At 46.9% G+C, this 17977-nt stretch carries 20 protein-coding genes and 1 pseudogene; 5 read left to right on the forward strand and 16 right to left on the reverse strand.

Translation table 11 applies throughout. The features are described 5' to 3' along the window. Positions 1-19: 19 nt before the first annotated feature. Together ABEA14_RS04305 and ABEA14_RS04310 are read right to left on the reverse strand one after the other, a co-directional pair. Entirely contained in the window at positions 20-1177 is a 1158-nt protein-coding gene (locus ABEA14_RS04305; RefSeq protein WP_345338632.1) for an iron-containing alcohol dehydrogenase, read from the reverse strand. A gap of 275 nt (positions 1178-1452) precedes the next feature. Beyond that, a complete protein-coding gene (locus ABEA14_RS04310; protein WP_377776189.1) occupies positions 1453-2118 on the reverse strand; it encodes a YchE family NAAT transporter in 666 nt (221 codons plus the stop codon). Between the two features lie 396 nt (positions 2119-2514). Here ABEA14_RS04310 and ABEA14_RS04315 point away from each other — a divergent pair. The 3 genes and pseudogenes from ABEA14_RS04315 to ABEA14_RS04325 form a co-directional block, all read left to right on the forward strand. Beyond that, positions 2515-2694 (forward strand): annotated as a pseudogene (locus tag ABEA14_RS04315) (short chain dehydrogenase); the annotation flags it as partial. Positions 2695-2994: 300 nt separating this feature from the next. Next, on the forward strand, positions 2995-5643 hold the full coding sequence (acnA, locus tag ABEA14_RS04320; protein ID WP_345338633.1) for an aconitate hydratase AcnA: 2649 nt from the start codon (positions 2995-2997) through the stop codon (positions 5641-5643). Between the two features lie 441 nt (positions 5644-6084). Beyond that, complete coding sequence (locus tag ABEA14_RS04325; RefSeq protein ID WP_345338634.1) at positions 6085-6924, forward strand: class I SAM-dependent methyltransferase; 840 nt, start codon at positions 6085-6087, stop codon at positions 6922-6924. Between the two features lie 59 nt (positions 6925-6983). Here the strand turns inward: ABEA14_RS04325 and ABEA14_RS04330 are convergent, their stop codons facing one another. Further along, entirely contained in the window at positions 6984-8099 is a 1116-nt protein-coding gene (locus ABEA14_RS04330) for a DNA alkylation repair protein (RefSeq protein ID WP_345338635.1), read from the reverse strand. A gap of 240 nt (positions 8100-8339) precedes the next feature. Here ABEA14_RS04330 and ABEA14_RS04335 point away from each other — a divergent pair, with 240 nt between their 5' ends. After that, positions 8340-9881 (forward strand): glutamate synthase-related protein, encoded by a 1542-nt coding sequence (locus tag ABEA14_RS04335; RefSeq protein WP_345338636.1) that lies wholly within the window; start codon positions 8340-8342, stop codon positions 9879-9881. Between the two features lie 69 nt (positions 9882-9950). On the opposite strand, the gene ABEA14_RS04340 is transcribed toward ABEA14_RS04335, so the two are convergent. Further along, positions 9951-10394 carry a hypothetical protein gene (locus ABEA14_RS04340; RefSeq protein ID WP_345338637.1) on the reverse strand — a complete coding sequence of 148 codons (444 nt, stop codon included), beginning with the start codon at positions 10392-10394 and terminating at the stop codon, positions 9951-9953. 195 nt (positions 10395-10589) lie between these two features. Between ABEA14_RS04340 and ABEA14_RS04345 the strand changes: the two genes are divergently transcribed. Further along, a complete protein-coding gene (locus ABEA14_RS04345; RefSeq protein WP_345338638.1) occupies positions 10590-11222 on the forward strand; it encodes an SDR family NAD(P)-dependent oxidoreductase in 633 nt (210 codons plus the stop codon). Here ABEA14_RS04345 and ABEA14_RS04350 read toward each other — a convergent pair whose 3' ends face one another. The 12 genes from ABEA14_RS04350 to ABEA14_RS04405 all read right to left on the reverse strand — a co-directional run. Further along, entirely contained in the window at positions 11223-11594 is a 372-nt protein-coding gene (locus ABEA14_RS04350; protein WP_345338639.1) for a hypothetical protein, read from the reverse strand. A gap of 32 nt (positions 11595-11626) precedes the next feature. Then, entirely contained in the window at positions 11627-12088 is a 462-nt protein-coding gene (locus ABEA14_RS04355) for a hypothetical protein (protein WP_345338640.1), read from the reverse strand. Between the two features lie 348 nt (positions 12089-12436). Next, positions 12437-12679 (reverse strand): hypothetical protein, encoded by a 243-nt coding sequence (locus ABEA14_RS04360; RefSeq protein WP_345338641.1) that lies wholly within the window; start codon positions 12677-12679, stop codon positions 12437-12439. A gap of 36 nt (positions 12680-12715) precedes the next feature. Continuing rightward, positions 12716-13108, reverse strand: coding sequence for a YbbD-related protein (locus ABEA14_RS04365; RefSeq protein ID WP_345338642.1), 393 nt, complete (start codon positions 13106-13108; stop codon positions 12716-12718). A gap of 648 nt (positions 13109-13756) precedes the next feature. Next, the gene (locus ABEA14_RS04370) at positions 13757-14149 is read right to left on the reverse strand and encodes an Imm39 family immunity protein (protein WP_345338643.1); all 393 of its coding nucleotides are present in this window, start codon (positions 14147-14149) and stop codon (positions 13757-13759) included. 75 nt (positions 14150-14224) lie between these two features. Further along, positions 14225-14704, reverse strand: a complete 480-nt coding sequence (locus tag ABEA14_RS04375) for a hypothetical protein (RefSeq protein ID WP_345338644.1) — start codon at positions 14702-14704, stop codon at positions 14225-14227. Positions 14705-14810: 106 nt separating this feature from the next. Then, positions 14811-15560: a TRADD-N-associated membrane domain-containing protein gene (locus tag ABEA14_RS04380; RefSeq protein WP_345338645.1), complete on the reverse strand. Its 750-nt coding sequence runs from the start codon at positions 15558-15560 to the stop codon at positions 14811-14813. Positions 15561-15651: 91 nt separating this feature from the next. Next, positions 15652-16011 carry a hypothetical protein gene (locus ABEA14_RS04385; RefSeq protein WP_345338646.1) on the reverse strand — a complete coding sequence of 120 codons (360 nt, stop codon included), beginning with the start codon at positions 16009-16011 and terminating at the stop codon, positions 15652-15654. A 104-nt stretch (positions 16012-16115) separates the two neighbouring features. Then, on the reverse strand, positions 16116-16601 hold the full coding sequence (locus ABEA14_RS04390; protein WP_345338647.1) for a hypothetical protein: 486 nt from the start codon (positions 16599-16601) through the stop codon (positions 16116-16118). 80 nt (positions 16602-16681) lie between these two features. Continuing rightward, complete coding sequence (locus tag ABEA14_RS04395) at positions 16682-16999, reverse strand: DUF7716 domain-containing protein (RefSeq protein WP_345338648.1); 318 nt, start codon at positions 16997-16999, stop codon at positions 16682-16684. A 127-nt stretch (positions 17000-17126) separates the two neighbouring features. Further along, complete coding sequence (locus ABEA14_RS04400; protein WP_345338649.1) at positions 17127-17567, reverse strand: hypothetical protein; 441 nt, start codon at positions 17565-17567, stop codon at positions 17127-17129. A 110-nt stretch (positions 17568-17677) separates the two neighbouring features. Beyond that, positions 17678-17977: hypothetical protein (locus tag ABEA14_RS04405; RefSeq protein WP_345338650.1), on the reverse strand; the 300-nt coding region annotated here is incomplete at its 5' end.

A 17977-nucleotide genomic window follows, 5' to 3' on the forward strand; every position in this document is an offset into this window, starting at 1 on the left:
TAATGGTTAGAGCGAAGAACTACTTCGCTGCGATTAAGATCTTGCGAACAATATCCAAAGTCAGATCACCGGTTTCAGATAACGCGGTAAGGCCCATCTTCTCCATATTAGCAACCACGGTATCGATTCCTGCGTCGTCGATGTCGTAGTGGGTCAGGTGAGTCACGATCCCCAAAGAGTTGAAAAACGACTCTGTTTTATCGATCGCACTGTCGATCCTGTCATCGTCGCTTCCCTCTGTGATATCCCACACACGCTCAGCAAACTGAAGCAGTTTGGCGTGTTTCTTATCTTTCCGCTCCCGTAGCAATGACGGCAGAATGATGGCCAGTGTTCGACCGTGAGCAATATGGAACATGGCGGTTAACTCATGCCCGATCATATGCGTGGACCAGTCGTGCGGTACGCCCGAGCCTACAACGCCATTCAGGGCCATGGTCGCAGACCAGATAAAGTTCTTTCGCGCTTCGATATCGCTGCTGTCAGCCAGGGTGACTGGGCCCACTTCAATCAGCGTTTTCAACAGGCCCTCTGCCATCCTGTCCTGCACTCTGGCATTTACAGGGTAGGTCAGGTATTGCTCGATGACGTGAACAAAGGCGTCCGCGACGCCATTGGCGACCTGTTCATCGGGAAGCGTAAGCGTGAGATTTGGATCGAGGAAAGAGAACTTAGGGAAAACCAGCGGTGACATAAACGGGTATTTTTGGTCGTTAAAGGTGACAACACCAAACGCGTTCATCTCAGAGCCAGTGGCTGGCAGTGTTACCACGCACCCCAACGGCATGGCTTCACTCAATGGCACAGGTTCGAAGCCATGGAACAACAGCGTGTGGTGCTCGCTGTCAGCCTGGGTTGCCAGCGCAACAAACTTGGTGCCGTCCATCACAGAGCCACCACCCACGGCCAGCAGAAAGTCTACGCCCTCTGAATGCACCAGTTCGACAGCTTTCATCAGGGTTTCAAACTGGGGATTAGGCTCGATACCGCCAAACTGGATCACTTCTCTGGAGCCAAGGGATTCGGAAATTTTGTCCAGGGTGCCAAAGCGTTTTACGCTGCCTCCGCCATACAACACCATCACTTTTGCATCCGCCGGGATCTGATCATTCAGCTCTGCAAGGCGATCTTGCCCAAACACAATTTGCGTGGGGTTGTAGAAATTAAAGTCCAGCATGGTTAGCTCCTCGAGGTAGGGTAACTACAGATTAGCAGCTCAGTAGGACGCTGCTGCAATTGGCTCAAAGTGAACAATCCAATACGGCTAAGTGGCGCTTGTAGACTAGTTTACGTGCAAGAAATAACAGGGAGATGGTGGCTTGTCGCACCTCAGGTGAATATAACCAATAGATGCAAACGCTAAGGTCAAGAAAGTAAGGGGGCAGAATAGAGAGGCACTGACACCACATCTTAGATGGCGTCAGTTACCTATAGTCGCGACTCGATTTACAACTAGTTGGCTGTCACGCTTGGTAGATACGTCAGCGCTGGGAACAAGCCTTTCAGTCCGCTGGCCATGAGTTCGATGCCAATGGCAAAAAGTATCAAACCCATGATTCGGGTTACCACGTTAAGGCCGGTGATACCAAGCAATTTATTGATAAAGGGGGCGGCTCGGAATATCGCTGCGGCAACGATTGCCAGGGCAACAATGGCAAAGGCTGTGGCTACTTTATGGGAAATGGTTGGTGATTCGTTGGCCCAAAGAATAATGGAACTGATGGAGCCTGGCCCCGCCATGATCGGCAGTGCTAAAGGCACCACAGACACGTTGTCCTTTTGGACCGATTCGCGGTCTTCCTCTTCGGTATGTTTAATCTTGCTGCCTTTGGCTTGCAATTGCGAATAGGCAATCAGCATGACCAGAATGCCGCCCGCCACGCGAAAAGAGTCCAGTGAAATACTGAAGGTTTTCAGAATACCGCTTCCAGCCAACATAGAGACCAAAAGAATAATACCCACAGCAATACAAGCGGTGGTACCGGTCTTCTGACGTTCCTCTGGTGTCTGGTCATTGGTGATGGACAAAAATATCGGCAGGATCCCAACGGGATTAACGATCGCCATCAGACCAATAAAGATATTGATAAAAGTCGCCCAAAAAGCTAATTCCATCATGGTTGTTTTCTGTTCCCAAGTTTCTCGGCGTCTGCCTATTTACGTCGCTGAGTCGCCATTAGCTTATCCAGCAATGTATCTGTTAACCCTGCTTTGTCACTCACTACCTTCAAGCAGTGCTAAAAGCATAGGGCGTGGCAGCGGCCTTTGCAGCTAACGTCTTGAATTAAAGCGTGGATAGTGCCAATCGGAATGGGCACTGATTTCAATGCGCCCTTTATATAGACAATCTGTTTCAAGTCAATGTCTCGTTCGCTGTTAGCTTTTTATTACAAGCGCTCTTACAGCATTTTCGCGTAACACTCCCCCTCGAATTACACAAATGTTCAAACAACTGGATAAAGCAGCGGTTAAGCCATCAGTTTGGTCAGCATATACCGCAGATTCGCTCTATATGTGTTTGAAACGCCAATGACTGCCGTGATGAAACCCGAAGCGATGGAAAGGTTAGCCAAAGCGCTCTCCGTCGGCAGGTTAGGGCAGGTTCAAGAGATCGCCCATACAGTAAGGTTTATCGTTGAGAACGATTACTTTGCTGGCCGTGTGCTGGAGCTGGATGACGGGAGCAGGGGGTAGAGTAACTGCATTGTGAACCATCTTGGCATTTTACTCGTTAGAAAAGTAGTTGCCGCTCAAACCTCCACTACGTGGGAGTGAGTGCATTATCTGAAGTTAAAAACATTCCACCATCTAGATAGTATTTGTTCACTCTAAAAGCTGTGGTGACGAAACTATTTTTTGATTTTGCTAACTAATTAAAAGCAAAGAATTATTTTCCAAGCGAGTTCATCAAGCAATATTGGTTTTGGCTACAAATCTATATGACTCATGTCGTTACGTTGGATAGTAGGTTGGCTTTAGCTTAAGGAGTGCCTAATGACACGCACAGGTCACGACAGTCTCAAAACCCGCAAGCAACTCCTCGTCGGTGATACCATCTATGAGTATTTTTCCCTCAAAGTCGCTGCCGACAAGCTTGGCGATATCAGTAAGTTTCCTTTCACTTTGAAAGTTTTGCTAGAGAACCTGCTCCGTCATGAGGACGGTTCCAGCGTGACTCTGGAGGACTTGCAGGCACTGGTGAATTGGCAAAAAACACGTTGTTCCGAAAGAGAGATAGCCTATCGGCCAGCGCGTGTACTTATGCAAGACTTTACTGGCGTGCCTGCCGTGGTTGATTTATCTGCTATGCGAGAAGCAATGGGGGCGCTTGGAGGTGACCCAGAACAAATCAATCCATTGACCCCAGTTGATTTAGTGATCGACCATTCTGTGATGGTGGATGAGTTCGGTAATTCCAACGCATTTCAAACTAATGTAGAGCGTGAATTTGAGCGCAATGCTGAAAGGTACGCCTTCTTAAAATGGGGGCAGCAGGGCTTTCGCAACTTTCGAGTGGTACCACCGGGGACAGGTATTTGCCATCAGGTGAATCTTGAATACCTTGGTCAGACAGTGTGGGAGGAGGACGGTGTTGTGTTCCCTGATACGCTGGTTGGTACCGACAGCCATACGACCATGATAAATGGGCTTTCTATTCTGGGGTGGGGTGTAGGCGGGATAGAAGCTGAAGCCGCAATGCTTGGTCAGCCTGTCTCGATGATGATTCCAGAGGTTATTGGCTTTAAACTCACGGGTTCGCTGCCAGAGGGATCAACTGCGACAGACCTTGTTCTAACCATAACCAAAATGCTGAGAACGAAAGGTGTTGTTGGCAAATTTGTCGAGTTCTATGGCGATGGACTGGATAACCTACCTTTGGCAGATAGAGCCACTATTGGCAATATGTCCCCCGAGTTTGGTTCAACATGCGCATTCTTTCCTATCGATAATGAAACATTGCGCTATCTCAGTTTTACCGGGCGCGACCCTGCCCGAATCGAACTGGTTGAAGCCTACGCTAAAGCGCAAGGGCTTTGGCGTGAAGCAGGCTCTGAACCTGTGTTTACTGATACCCTGGAGCTTTCGTTAGACACAGTGGTGCCCTCGATTGCGGGACCCAAACGTCCCCAGGATAAAATTCCTTTATCACTTGCTGCATCAGCTTTTGACCTTGAGGTTTTTGAACCCAGAAAACAACCTGTGATAGGGCAGTCATATCAGCTAAGCGATGGCGATGTAGTGATAGCGGCGATTACCAGCTGTACCAATACCTCTAATCCATCCGTGATGATTGGTGCAGGTTTGCTGGCCAGAAAGGCACTGAAAAAGGGCTTAAAGGTCAAGAGTTGGGTCAAGACGTCGCTGGCACCAGGTTCTAAGGTCGTGACTGATTATCTACAAAACGCAGGATTACAGGGTGATCTTGATGCTCTTGGGTTTAACCTGGTTGGATACGGATGCACCACATGTATCGGAAATTCTGGCCCGCTTCCTGAGCCAATTGCGCAAGCGGTCACTGCCGCTGACCTCAATGTTTGTGGTGTCCTTTCAGGAAATCGGAATTTTGAAGGACGCATCAACCCCCACGTTAAGTCAAACTACTTGGCCAGCCCGCCACTGGTGGTGGCTTATGCTCTTGCGGGTTCAATGCGAGTAGATCTTTACCAAGACCCATTGGGTGTCGACTTGGATGGAAACGAAGTTTACCTAAAGGATATTTGGCCAACTGCGATGGAGATTGAAGAGGTAGTTGCCAAAAGCCTGACCCCTGAGATGTTTCAGCGTCGTTATAGTAATGTGTTCGAAGGCACAACGGAGTGGCGTGATATTGAGAGCGCTTCAGGACGATTGTATCAATGGGACAAACACTCAACGTATGTGAAGCAACCGCCATTTTTTGCATCCATGAGCCCACACGTAAGAGACGTCCCAGATATTCAAAACGCTCGTTGCCTTGCACTTTTTGGTGACAGCGTTACTACCGACCATATTTCACCAGCAGGTTCGATTAGAAATGACAGTCCCGCAGGCAGCTACCTTATTTCTAAAGGAGTAGCGCCAGACGCCTTCAACTCGTATGGCTCGCGACGCGGAAACCATGAAGTGATGATGCGGGGTACGTTCGCCAACATTAGGATCCGTAACGAAATGCTGCCCCAAGTCGAAGGGGGCTATACCTCGCATATCCCGAGCGGCCGGCAGATGTCTATTTATGACGCCGCAATGGCTTATCAGCAGCAAGAAACCCCATTGGTGATATTTGCAGGTAAAGAATATGGCACGGGATCTTCGCGAGACTGGGCAGCTAAAGGCACGCGCTTGCTGGGGGTTCGAGCCGTAATAGCAGAGAGCTTTGAACGCATTCATAGATCTAATCTTGTCGGTATGGGAGTTTTGCCACTTCAATTCCAGCAAGGGCAATCTCGCTTAAGTTTAAATCTTTGCGGTAAGGAAACGTTCCATGTTCGAGGTGTATCCAAGATTCAACCTCGCACCACGGTCAAGTTGCACATTCAACGTTTGGACGGCTCAAATGAGGAGGTATCATTGGTATGCCGAATCGATACAGAGGAAGAGCTTGCTTACTATCATCACGGTGGCATCCTACATTATGTGCTGAGAGAACAAGCCAGTAAAAACTGATTGCTATTAGCCCTTCATACAAAGCAACTTCTGCCAGTTTGACGGGATACTGATTAGGCTAGCGTGAGATTAGTTTGGCCTGTTGCGCGACTACGCCGGATTTCATCTAACTTCTCTTGATAAACCGCGAGGGAAGTTAAGTTATGGTACCGAAAAGCTGCCAATTGATTGCATCTTAAAACCGCGTCTGCACGCTAACAATCCCATTGTGGGATTTGCCATGGATCAACTCCGTACCTTTATTAATCATTAAGTCCTAGCCAGTCATACTCTTGACTGATATGGTTCGCGCGTTTTCTATCCATCACTTAAGGAGGCTCAAGCAATGTTTCGTTCTCATTTAGCTTTTTATTACAAGCGTCCTTACAGCGTTTTAGGGTAATACGCCCTTCAAAATTCATGTAAGGACGGCAAGTACACTTAATTGTCGGAATTACACACATGTACAAACAACTGGATAAAGCGGCGGCTAAACCTGCAGTTTGGTCTGCATATACCGCAGATTTGCTGTGGGCTGACAGCCACATTGCCAAGCAGATGCTCGCTTACCACTTAAACCCGGAGATCGAAGCGGCTTCTCGCTCATTTGCGTTTATTGACGCCTCGGTTGATTGGTTGGTTTCTGAGTTCAACTTAAACCCTGCGTCAAAAACGATCGATTTTGGTTGTGGCCCAGGCTTGTATACCCAGCGGTTAAAAGCAAAGGGCATTGGCACCGTTGTTGGATTGGATTTCTCTGAGAACTCACTTAGCTACGCTACTCAACAAGCGAAACAGTCGGATCTGCAGATCGAATATCACCTGGGTAACTACCTGGATTACACCGATGCTCGGACGTTTGACCTGATTACCTTGGTGATGTGCGACTTGTGCGCACTGAGTCCTTCGCAGCGATCTGCGCTGTTTAAGAAGTTTAAAACGATGTTGGCGCCAAGTGGGGTGATCGCACTTGATGTCTACACAGCATCAAGGTTTAAGAAGCAAGCTGAATCGGTAAATCTTGCTAAAAACTCGATGAATGGATTCTGGAGTGCAGAAGATTATTGGTGCATTCAGTCTACATTCAAATATGAAGCTGACGCTGTCACCCTCGACAAATATGTCATCATCCAGGAAGGCAAGGAGTGGACAGTGTTCAACTGGCTTCAGCATTTCACTATCGAAATGTTAAGCGCTGAACTTGAGCCGCATGGGCTGTCTATTAAAGCGACATACAGCGATCTGCGAGGCAATCCACTCGCTGATGGTGATGAAATGGCCGTGATTATCAGTCACAAGTAATCAGCCATAAGTAACCAATCACAAGTAATCAGAAAAAAGGGGCGGTATATTCGCCCCTTTTACTCCAACTCAAACTCAACACTCTGTTGCTCTATACCATTGATATGGATCGCCAGTTTGTGGGTGCCTGGATAGAACTTGCGGGTGGTGATCTCTTTAAACGAAATCTGCTTTTCGAGCGTTGCTGCTTCACCTTTGTTTAAGGTCAGGTTTTTGAGCTTAAACACCTTGGCCGCGGTTTTCCCGTTGGCTTTCATATAGTGGACGGCATAGTCTGCAACGAACTTTTGCTGAGGCTCTGACGCGCTGAAAGTCACACTGAAGGGCAGCGTATCACCCTTGGATACCTGGCTTGTCTCTAGATTCAACTCACTGACTTTAACCGCCGGATTGTCACTGTAGCCAAGCAGAGAAAAAACACGCGGGTGACCTGCCTTCACCAGTGTTCGTGTGGCATGGCCAATAATCCAGTCGACATCTTTGTGTTTATCCGCTTTCCACTGTTTGCAAAGCGCTATCACCACCTCTGGATGATCCTTGCTGATGTCGTTCAGGTTGTTTGCCACAGAGCGTCGCACATACAGGCTGTCATCAAATCTCAGCTGCTGCAGCAAAGGCAGGATAGGGGATGGGTCTTGAATGAAACCTTTCAGTTGCATGCCCCATGGCAGACGTGGCCGGGTCCCTTCAGAAACCAAACGCCGGATATGTTCATCCGGGTGCTGTAACCAGGCTTCCAGCTGCTTAAATGTCAGCTCTGGATGCTGTTCAATAAAAGGACGGATCGCAAACTCTGCGCTAAACAGGGGGGTGAGCTTCGCCATAACGTCGAGTGCAAGTTGAGGCTCTTCTAGACCATGCTCAGCAACGTAATCGGTCAGTGGCCAGATAGCAAAACCGCGGATAGGGTCGTCCGGATCGCCTCTATCCCACACCTCCGGGAGTTTTTTCAGTAGCACCGCCGTTTCAGCAAAATCCTCAGGCAGATGTTGGTTCAGCACTGTTATCAGGTGCTGCAGGCGCTGCTTTAACTCCAATGGTTCAAGACCTGTCAGCGCGTCCCTTTCGAACCGCTCAACATCAAACTGCGCAAGACTAAAGTTGGTCATGATCTGTTTAAGTGCTGTTGAGATCCGCCGAATGGCGTCAGGTCCTAATCCATCTTTCATCAACATTGTCTCGGCTCCCAGGCACTCACTTTATCTGCGAATCAGTGATTCTATCGCAAAGTAAAAGCGTTGGAATTGGACGAACCGGAAGCTGAGGCTTCAATCATGAGTTTTAATTGGCAGGCGGCAAAACCCATAACTCATACCCCAAAACCTATACCCCAAAATCACGGTCAAAACGTTCGCTGACTTGTTATCTCACAACTAATCTTGAAGAGACTATCCCAACGCCCAAGGATCAAATTGATGGATAAGCCGGTTATTTTCGATAACAAACCAAAGAAAATAGAACTGAACAAAGGCGATGAGTACTACTTTTGCGCCTGTGGTCGTTCCGGTAATCAACCGTTTTGCGATGGCTCCCATGCAGGCACAGATATCAAGCCATTGGCCTTTAAAGCCGATCAGGATGAAGGCTACCTCTGCATGTGTAAACACACCAAAAACCCACCTTACTGCGACGGCAGCCATAAACAGTTTGCGCCGGATCAGGTAGGCAAGGAGGGGCCGGGTGTGCAAGTTGCGGCGGGGGCTGCCCCTGTGGCGACACCTACACCCGAAGAGCCCCATGTGGCGTTTATCCATCAACTGGCAGAAGAGGGGTTAAGCAAGCTGGGACATCATGGCCCGATGACCGCCATGGGCGTGCCGAGAGACCTGTTACCACAGTGGGATGACATTCAGCTGATGGTGGCACAGATGGCAACCAAACCCTTATTGGAAGATGTCGATGTGGGTACTGAGTTAGTGATTGGCCCCAAGGCGAAAAAACCTTTGCACTTAAAGATCCCGCTGTTTGTATCTGATATGAGTTTTGGAGCGCTGTCTCAGGAAGCCAAGGTTGCATTGGCCAAGGGTGCAGAACTGGCTGGCACGGGTATCTGCTCCGGTGAGGGTGGCATGTTACCGGAGGAGAGAGACGCTAACTCGCGCTATTTTTATGAGCTGGCCAGCGCTCAATTTGGCTATAGCGAAGACCACCTTAAGAAAGTACAGGCGTTTCATTTTAAAGGAGGGCAGGGCGCCAAAACCGGTACGGGTGGCCACCTCCCGGGTAATAAAAATACGCAGAAAATCAGTGAAGTTCGGGGCATTCCTGCTGGCGAGCCTGCGATCTCGCCGCCCACGTTCAAAGACCTTCAAACCGTGGATGATTTCCGTCGTTTTGCCGATCGTGTGCGCGAAGTGTCCGGTGGCATTCCCGTCGGTTTTAAGCTCAGCGCCAACCACATAGAGCGAGATATTCAGTTTGCACTGGATGCCAGTGCCGATTACATCATCCTTGATGGTCGGGGTGGTGGTACAGGGGCTGCCCCTGAGATGTTTCGGGATCACATCAGTGTTCCCACTATTCCGGCGTTAGCACGAGCGCGACGTTACCTGGATGAGCAGGGCAAAAGCGGAAAGGTCACACTTATTATCACTGGCGGTCTTAGAATGCCAATCGATTTTGTGAAAGCGATGGCGTTGGGGGCTGATGGAGTGGCGTTATCAAACAGTGCTATGCAGGCGATTGGTTGTGTCGGCGCGCGGATCTGTAACAGTAATAACTGCCCCGCAGGCATCGCCACCCAGAAACCAGAGCTAAGAGCACGGCTGAATGTCGAGGATGCTGCTGCGCGTTTAAACAACTTCTTTAATGCGTCGGTAGAGCTTATGTCCGTCATGGCCAGAGCGTGTGGCCATAACCAACTCAGTCAGTTCAATATTGATGATTTGGCTACCTGGAAGCGGGAGATGGCTTATCTGTCAGGCGTACGATATGGCGGGGTAAAGTTATCAGACTAGGCCCAGATTAAGCCTTGACTGAATGTACATAGAAGTAGCCCCGTATATTAACGGGGCTTTTGCGGCGGCTTATTTCAATGTCTTAATAATGGCCGACAGAGTGAAAGTAAGCAGGGCAAGCAGGAAGATAAAACCACCCCAACTGAAATTCATCAGATTACTGAACAGGTCGAGTATCAGATCGCCCGCATACTCTTGCATCACGCTACTGGCTTTATCGGTGACAGTGCTGAGGAAACTGTCGTCTTCATCCTTAAACATGCCTTTTAAGGCGGGGAACAGCAGAGTAAGCCAAACACCGATCGGAGCTAGGATCAGCAGGCGTTTTTTGTTGAGCACAAGCAGCGCCGGGCCAAGTACGGCAAACAGGATCACGAAATAGCTCTCTACAGACGCAATTTTGTTGTAACTCACTTCGCCGTACACAGGTAACTCTGTGAGTGGTAAAAACACGCCGATGGCCAGCAATACCGCAGAGATATACACCACCAGTTCCAGCTTTTTACTATCCATTTGCACTCCACTGTTTTCTATTGTCGTGATTTTTTATCATGTGTGCAGCGCAATTGAATACGCTATCTCTCTGATAATAGGATAACTATTGATTTAGCGGTCACTTTATTAACGTCTTATTTTTGATTTAAACCGCTAGTAATCGTAACGCGCCAAATGCAAAATACTATCATTTGCATTAAAGGTGTTTATCGAATGAAGACAGTGGCTATCTGGGGTGCTGCCAGCGGGTTGGGCGCAGCCATGGTTGAGTACTTTGCTGGGCAAGGGTTTTCAGTTATTGCGATTGCGAGAGATCCGAAAAAGAACCCCCAAATCACAGAGCTTGGCCTTACCGCAATTTGCTGTGATGCAACGGACCAGAGTCAGGTAATTCAAACCGTCGCTCAGTTGCCTCAAGACGCCTTGGTTATTTCCACTATGGGCAGTTTCAGAGCCGCTGTGCCTGTGGATTATATCGGCCACCGTTACCTCATTGATTCGCTGGAGCAGGCCAATATCAAACGCTTTTTACTAGTGACGTCGCTCGGGTGTGGCGATAGCTGGCAGTACTTATCTGATGGTGCTAAGCGCGGGTTTGGTGCCGCAGTAAGAGAGAAGTCACTGGCAGAAGCCTGGCTGCAGAGCAGCCAACTGGACTACACCATACTTCGTCCGGGTGGACTTAAAGATGGCCCCGTAACACAAACGGGAGAACTATCTCAGAATCAGGAAGTACACGGATTGATTACACGAAGTGAAGTGGCACAGTTAGCACACCTGCTTATCTCGGATGAGCAAAGTGTAGGGCAGATCTATGCCTGTGTTGATCCTGAGATAGCCTACTGATTAAGGCGGTGACTGTTTCTCTTTCAATAGCTTCTCTAACGTCGCCGTCAGTTCGCTGGTGTCTTCACTTAGCAATTGGCGGCCAAACTTTATAAAGATCCCACCAATCTCAAGCCAGATCCGTAACAGCATAAAGCCAAAGATGATGGTGACGATGCTCAGGTAGGTGTTGGGTATCTGCAGCGCACTGTCACCAAACATGATGGGGTGCTCTTCGATGTTTATCGTCGCTACAAATTGCGCCAACGCGCTGTTGGAAAAATCAGAGAAGTAGCTGGGCAGTTGGAACAACAGCTGGATCAATGCAATTGCTCCGATGGCGATCAAGCCAAAACCCACAAACCGCTTATGCTTATTGAAATCCATATCCATATAAAAAACCTAAAATTATCCAGTAAAAAGCGTTATTGATCCTTGTCCGTCGGCGGGATCCAGGTAAGAGAGGAGTGATGCAGCGATATCAGCACTTTGCCATCTAACTTATGATAAGCAAAGGTATAGTCAGCACGTGTTGCATCGCCATTTCCGTTGACAAAGGTATAGTGGCCCATGTCCTTGTATCCCATGCCACCAGCCTTCAAAACCGGACCAACAGCGCTTTGGAACTCAACACGTTTCCAGCCGTTTTTCAGAAAACCGCTGTCATTAGGGTAATCAGCATTTCCACCCACAAAATAGGAACGTGCGCCCGCTTCATCGAGACGGATCACATCAGCTAAGGTGGGTTTGAACAGCAGCGGTTCATCGGGTGTGCCAAAGTCATATAGTCCAAGCAGAGTTTCAACATCTTGTGCTACGACGGCGTTTACCCAGTCTTGCTGCGCTTTAATCACTTCAGCTTTCGTCATCTTCTCGAATTTTTTCATCTCGATCCCTTGTGTAATGAACGGGTGTTGAGTTGATTGATTATTAACTTACGCTGTTCAAGCTTAATGCTACAACACTGGACAGGATTAGCAGGCTAAAAACCGTAGGAATGGGATAAAAGTCGGCTACTAGAGCGTTGGATTTTGCTGTCTGGCGGGAGGATTATTGGTGCTTAGTTAAATGCCTGTAGCGACAGGAGAACTACTGGCCTTCATTTTGTGCGATGCCTTAACTATGTAACATCACCCATTACCATCACCATATATCCTAAACTGAGAGCATAGGCCGTGCCTAAATAAGACGCCACGCTTTTGATTGATTTATTGAGTATTGGCTCAGAGCTTATCTCATGAATCAATAAAGGACTGAACTTCCTCGATTTGATCTTTGCCGTAATCAGGCTCTTTTAGTCTGATATCTGCATCAGAAAGGTAATGCCAGACCAAATGCGGAAGCTCGATAGATGAGGCAGATGCCAGTTGCTCAACAGATTGAGCAAGTTCATACCAATCTTTAAGATCAGCTTTTGACTTGACCTCAGTCTCTAGCAGCAGAGCAAGTATTGTTTTGATTTCGGTGAGACTATCCATGTTCAGTGACGGTGCTTTACGATACTTGTTAAATACTTAATCTACCGAACTGTGCAATGTTCCAGTGCCATTGTTCAATAGTGTTATCGTTACATTACTCGATAGATGCGGGCAGTCAAACTCAATACCCTTGTCTATTTTCTTCTCTGAGCTACAAGCCTCTCTAGTGCTCTCTGTGTCGTCTGGCCGGTATTCAAATGACATGGTCACAATATTTGTATCTATGTCGTGTTGCTCTTTGATATTAAACGATGAGTGTGGAATGAATGGAGGGATCCAACCCGCTTGCATCATGCCCGCAGCTTCAGCTTCTTTATAGGTGTCAAACTCAGATTTTGGGCGCTCACCCAATAAAGTAATCGCCAATCCAAGTACGATCAGACCGAGAGTTGATAATAAAACTATTGCTATGAGTTTAAAGTGGAACATGGTGTTGAACGCTTAAAACAGGGAGCAAGTTAGCGGCAAGCCGCGCGGCCTAAAGCGCATTTGATTGGTTCGTTATGATTTGGCGACCCAGCCATACCTTTTTAAAACCTCTGTAACCACGAAAAAGCTAATCAGAAAGATGGAGCAAGATATTGTTGTACCCAACAAGGCAAGATCATTAAAAGCCCTATAAAACAAAATGTTGAGGATCGGCAGCCTTGGAACGACGTATCGTATAAAAATAACCGTTAATAAAAAACTATATATAAACCACCTTAGGTTACCTAACCGACCTATCACGACGCCTGACACTACCCCAAAGAATACGGCTGTTGGCAAATAAACCCAGAAAATGAAGAACGATTTCTCTGCTAGGCCGGACAACCCAACTATTTTTTGAATACTAGCTAGAAGTCCGATCCAATTCGGATGTCCAATTACCAGCCAAGGGCCAGGTATAACTACTCCAGCCAAGATTCCCATAAGAGAATTCATAAATTTAGTCATAGAATTTCTTCCAGTCCTTGAAGAAAGAATAGTGGCTAACCGCTTAAGTCTGAGAAAAATCACGCCGCCAGAAACGGCTCAGTTAAACGAAGTTCTGCGACCGTAGGGAGCGGCCTTGACCCGCTTGTTAGGCATTTTCCTCTACCCCAAAAATGACTGCAAAACAGGCAGCGATGGCAGCTTATATTTCTTTTCAAGATACTGAAGAACCCTGTAGAGTTCCGCGCATAAGAACAATCTTAGCTTTTCTCTATCGAGAAACACACCGTGTAAGTCTTGCATGGATACTTGGCTTGCTACTTCAAGTTCTTGGTATTTTCTGTTTATGCGGCAATATATTTTTGAATCTGTTTCTGCTCCAAAACGCATCACGTAGTGGATAGTGTCAAATTCCACTGATTCGAGCCAGTTTGCCTCTGCTACTATATTCTCTATGTCGGGAACTAATTTTCTGGTTTCATCATCCGCCCAACCTAGCCGACCTTCAACAGTCCCGACCAACCCCATCAAAAAGTGTTTCCCGTGATCCTGCATGTTTTGATGTCCCAGCCGCGCTTTTTAGCGTGAGGTCCACGTCCAACTGATTTTGTTTGTTATACGTTTTCAGCTCTATTTGCGTACTATCCACTTCGCCACATACCTCCCGCTAGCAAGAGCTATCTTTTCTAACCGATCACATGCGCCAAACGCAACTGCAGAACCAATAGTTTTCTTAGTTGTATCTATTGTTTGCCCGTCTTTGGTTACAGAGGCAATAAATGTGGCGCTGGAGCTTGGTCTCACGGAGCCAAATACCCAACGGTGTGGAACGACCTCAACAAAAGATACTTCAAGAGCATACCCACTAGCATCTGAGCTTAACGTCACGTTAGCCGAGTTTTCTATGATGGAATCATTTAGAACTTGAAGCATTGAGCACTCGGCTTTAAATTTTCCTGACGCCACTTCATCTGAAAAGCTTACAGGGAGAAGTTTCATCATAGGCGCGGGCGAGCGCTCAACACTTTTAGTGCTTACATGTTTTTGGGTGCTGCCGCATGCAACCACCAATAAGCCTAATGTAAATATTGCCAAAAAATTGCGACGCAATCGATTTTCTCCCTAATTTTTACGATTCGTATAACGCCGCAGCCACGGGCAAAGGCCAGCGGCTCGCCGCTCTGTGGCCTTTGTCCCCGAGGAGCGTAGCGACGAGTTAGTGAGCNTAACTATCAGCCGCGCCGTCTTTTGGCGTCGGCTGAATAGGATTGTTAGCCTCAGTGTGCTTGTCAAATTCATAAACCGTATCAGCAGGCACACCTGCAAAAAACAGTGACAAACGAGCCTTCAACTGACTCTGAGTACTTTCATCAGGAATTGATTCGCATAGCCGAAGCGACTCGTTAAACTGCCTATCCACTCTTAACTTGTCAAAGAACTCAGTCATTAATTTACGTGCTTGGTTAGACTGAGTGAAAAATAATGCGGCTATTGCGTCAATAATTGTGCCAGATACAACTGTTAGTATGGATGTAGTTGATTGGACACCTGCCATTGCCATCAATGCCCCAACGATGATCACAAGAAAGCCTAATGTGCCAGCACCAATACTAAACCAGAAGCTTATGCGCGATTGCGCAAGGCTATTTTGATGATACTGGATAACTTGGCTCACCTGCTCAGTTTCAAGTGCTAGCCTTAATTTTTCTAGCTTTTCTTTAGAGCCTTCTTTTAAACCTTCCTCAATTCCTCTACTTGCTAAACTTGCTATACCTTCATCTTCTTTTCCTTCTTTGAACTCATCCAAAGCATGAAAATCGATTGACTTAACCTCAAATTTAGTAGCTCTGCTTATCAATTCACGGAGAAACGGTCTAAATAGAAGTGACAAGACGATTATCGTTATTGGAATAATGAATATCTGAGCTAATTCCAACCAAAACCCTATGCTTATGTTTTCAAACATATCATCCTGTCCTTATGAGGCTAACGCCTAAAACAGGGAGCAAGTTAGCGGCAAAGCCGCGCTGTTTAACTTGTCCCAATGGTTTTTCTTGTTAAATGGCATTGGGTTTGGTGCGACGCAACACTTCGAATACAACTTCGGGCTCAATCTGCGCGTGATAGTTTACGTGAAACCTTATTCCACTTCCGTCTGTTGCGAGATCTGAAACAGGACAATCGATAAACGAAAGCATCCTGGGGCGACCCCATTTTTGAGCAAAGACTGCTAATGGTTTGTGCGAAGAGAAAGACCATGTCGCACTGCCAACTACCTTTGGTAGATAGGAGCCCTCGCATACAAATTCAATTATTTCCTCCGTAGTTGAATCATCGGAAACAACTACATCGAAGAAATGAGGTGCGTCTGCATCATCACCCGCAGCGACACTATCTCTTGTGAGCTTTAGTTTCATATTGCCATTTAACGCTTTAGTTAACCGGCTTGTAATGGTTGGCTTGTGTTTTGCGTTTTTTGCAAAAACCGGGACAAGCGTTACAAGTCCGATTGAACTACTTGCTAGCTGCTTTCACTGCGAAGTAATTGAATCCATGATGGCAACATCGCGATAACAGATACAAGCAAAGACATGAACGCAATTACCAGAGAATAATTAGCACCAGTATTGGAGCCAGATTGCTGAAAAATTCGATTTTCCAGAATTTTTCTATGCTCTATTTCTACTTTTAGAAGTTCAATAAGCTCTTGTGTTTGTTCCTTTGTACTATCCAGCTCTTGACGCAACTTCGTTTGTTGTCTTTCAAATATAGCCATAGCCATTTCCTCGCTACCAGGGCTTTCTCCAAAGCTTAAACTTGATGTTGCTTTTAGCTTAGCAAAGCTATCATTCAACTGATTCAATAGAGAATCAGCATTAGCTATATCGTTTGATTTTGGATAGCCTCCGAAATCTGTGCTTTTCAAAGGAATAAAGCCATCAGCAAAAAAAGCAGATAAGGCAAAAACAATTGAAATTATAAAAAATGGTATAGGTATATATTTCATATGAGTCTCCTCCTTGCCTTGGGCGCGTCTTAGCGCCAGTCCCAAGCCACGCTGTTTGTGGCGTTTTTCTTAAGCTGCCATTACCTGATAAATGCGTCGTTTTTGTGATAATACAGAATCGCGTCAATCAAGCGTTGAAGCGAAGAACCGGACTCTCGGCTCACTAAATTGCGCTTAACTTCCTGCAAATCAGCAATGCTCATAAAGTATTGGTAGCCCTTTGATGAGGCGAAAGCTGGTTCGTCGTGTTGGTCGCGTTCCAGCTCTGCATCATCATCAAGAACCAATGCCATTTCATGGTAGTTAGCGAGACTAGAGCTCAATACGTAAAGCTGATGATCCCACGGCAACTCGTCAATCGAGCCAATTAAAACCTCTAATGGTTGCTCTAATCGCATATTATTTCTATATGGCAGCTAGCGCCCCGCATAAGGGGCACAAAACTGTTGGCTAAAATGAGCGACGGAGGAGCACAAGCCAACTGTTTTGTGTCCAATGCCTTGATGCGATTGTTAGGTTTACGTTTTATGAAACTATTTTCCAATGCGCCGGCAGCTCAATAACCATTCTTTCATGATCGTATTCGGGCGCTGCCTTAGAGCCACCCTCACTGATTTCAGCCGGAATTCGATCTTTGAACCACTCCGGGTCAAGGTTGCAATAGTTTTCCAAGTAATAAGAAACTTGGCACAGGTAATCGTGAACCAACGACCTGTATCCAGCTGTACCTGGTTGATCTTCAAACCGCTTCATTTGCTTGTAAGCCCTATTGATGAAGACAGGAATCATTTGAAAATTCTTACTTACAAACAAGGCAACAATCTGATTTGTATAGCAAACCATCGAGTACAAATTATCGCTCATACGATAGCACTGAGCTGGAATCATCGCATCATGGTTTAGTAGGAGGTGAAATTTCTCAACTTCCTTCCGTGCAGCCTTTGCACTAGGTAATGGTGAATTCATCTTAACCTCTAAGTAAACCTAACGCCGCAGCCACGGGCAAAGGCCAGCGGCTCGCCGCTCTGTGGCCTTTGTCCCCGAGGAGCGTAGCGACGAGTTAGTGAGCTGCATTGTTATGTGGAAACCCGCAGCTGACGAAATTTCTTGAACAGAAGATAACAATAAACTGCTGCGACAAAGAATACGTCTAAGTACAAGTTGTATCTATCGAAGTACTGATTGTCCGGATATGCCTGATAAGTAAGAAATACCGCAGGGAACCCTAAGTAACCAATCCCATCAAGCACTACAGAGGTCATTGAAGCCAAATGCTGAAGAAGCAATACACCAATACTCCACTTGAATACGGTCAGGAGCACTTCTAATGCATGTTTTAAGTAATCAGTCACCTTAAAAACCTGTATACACATAAC

It is taken from the genome of Corallincola platygyrae (assembly GCF_039544265.1).
GTDB lineage: Bacteria > Pseudomonadota > Gammaproteobacteria > Enterobacterales > Neiellaceae > Corallincola > Corallincola platygyrae.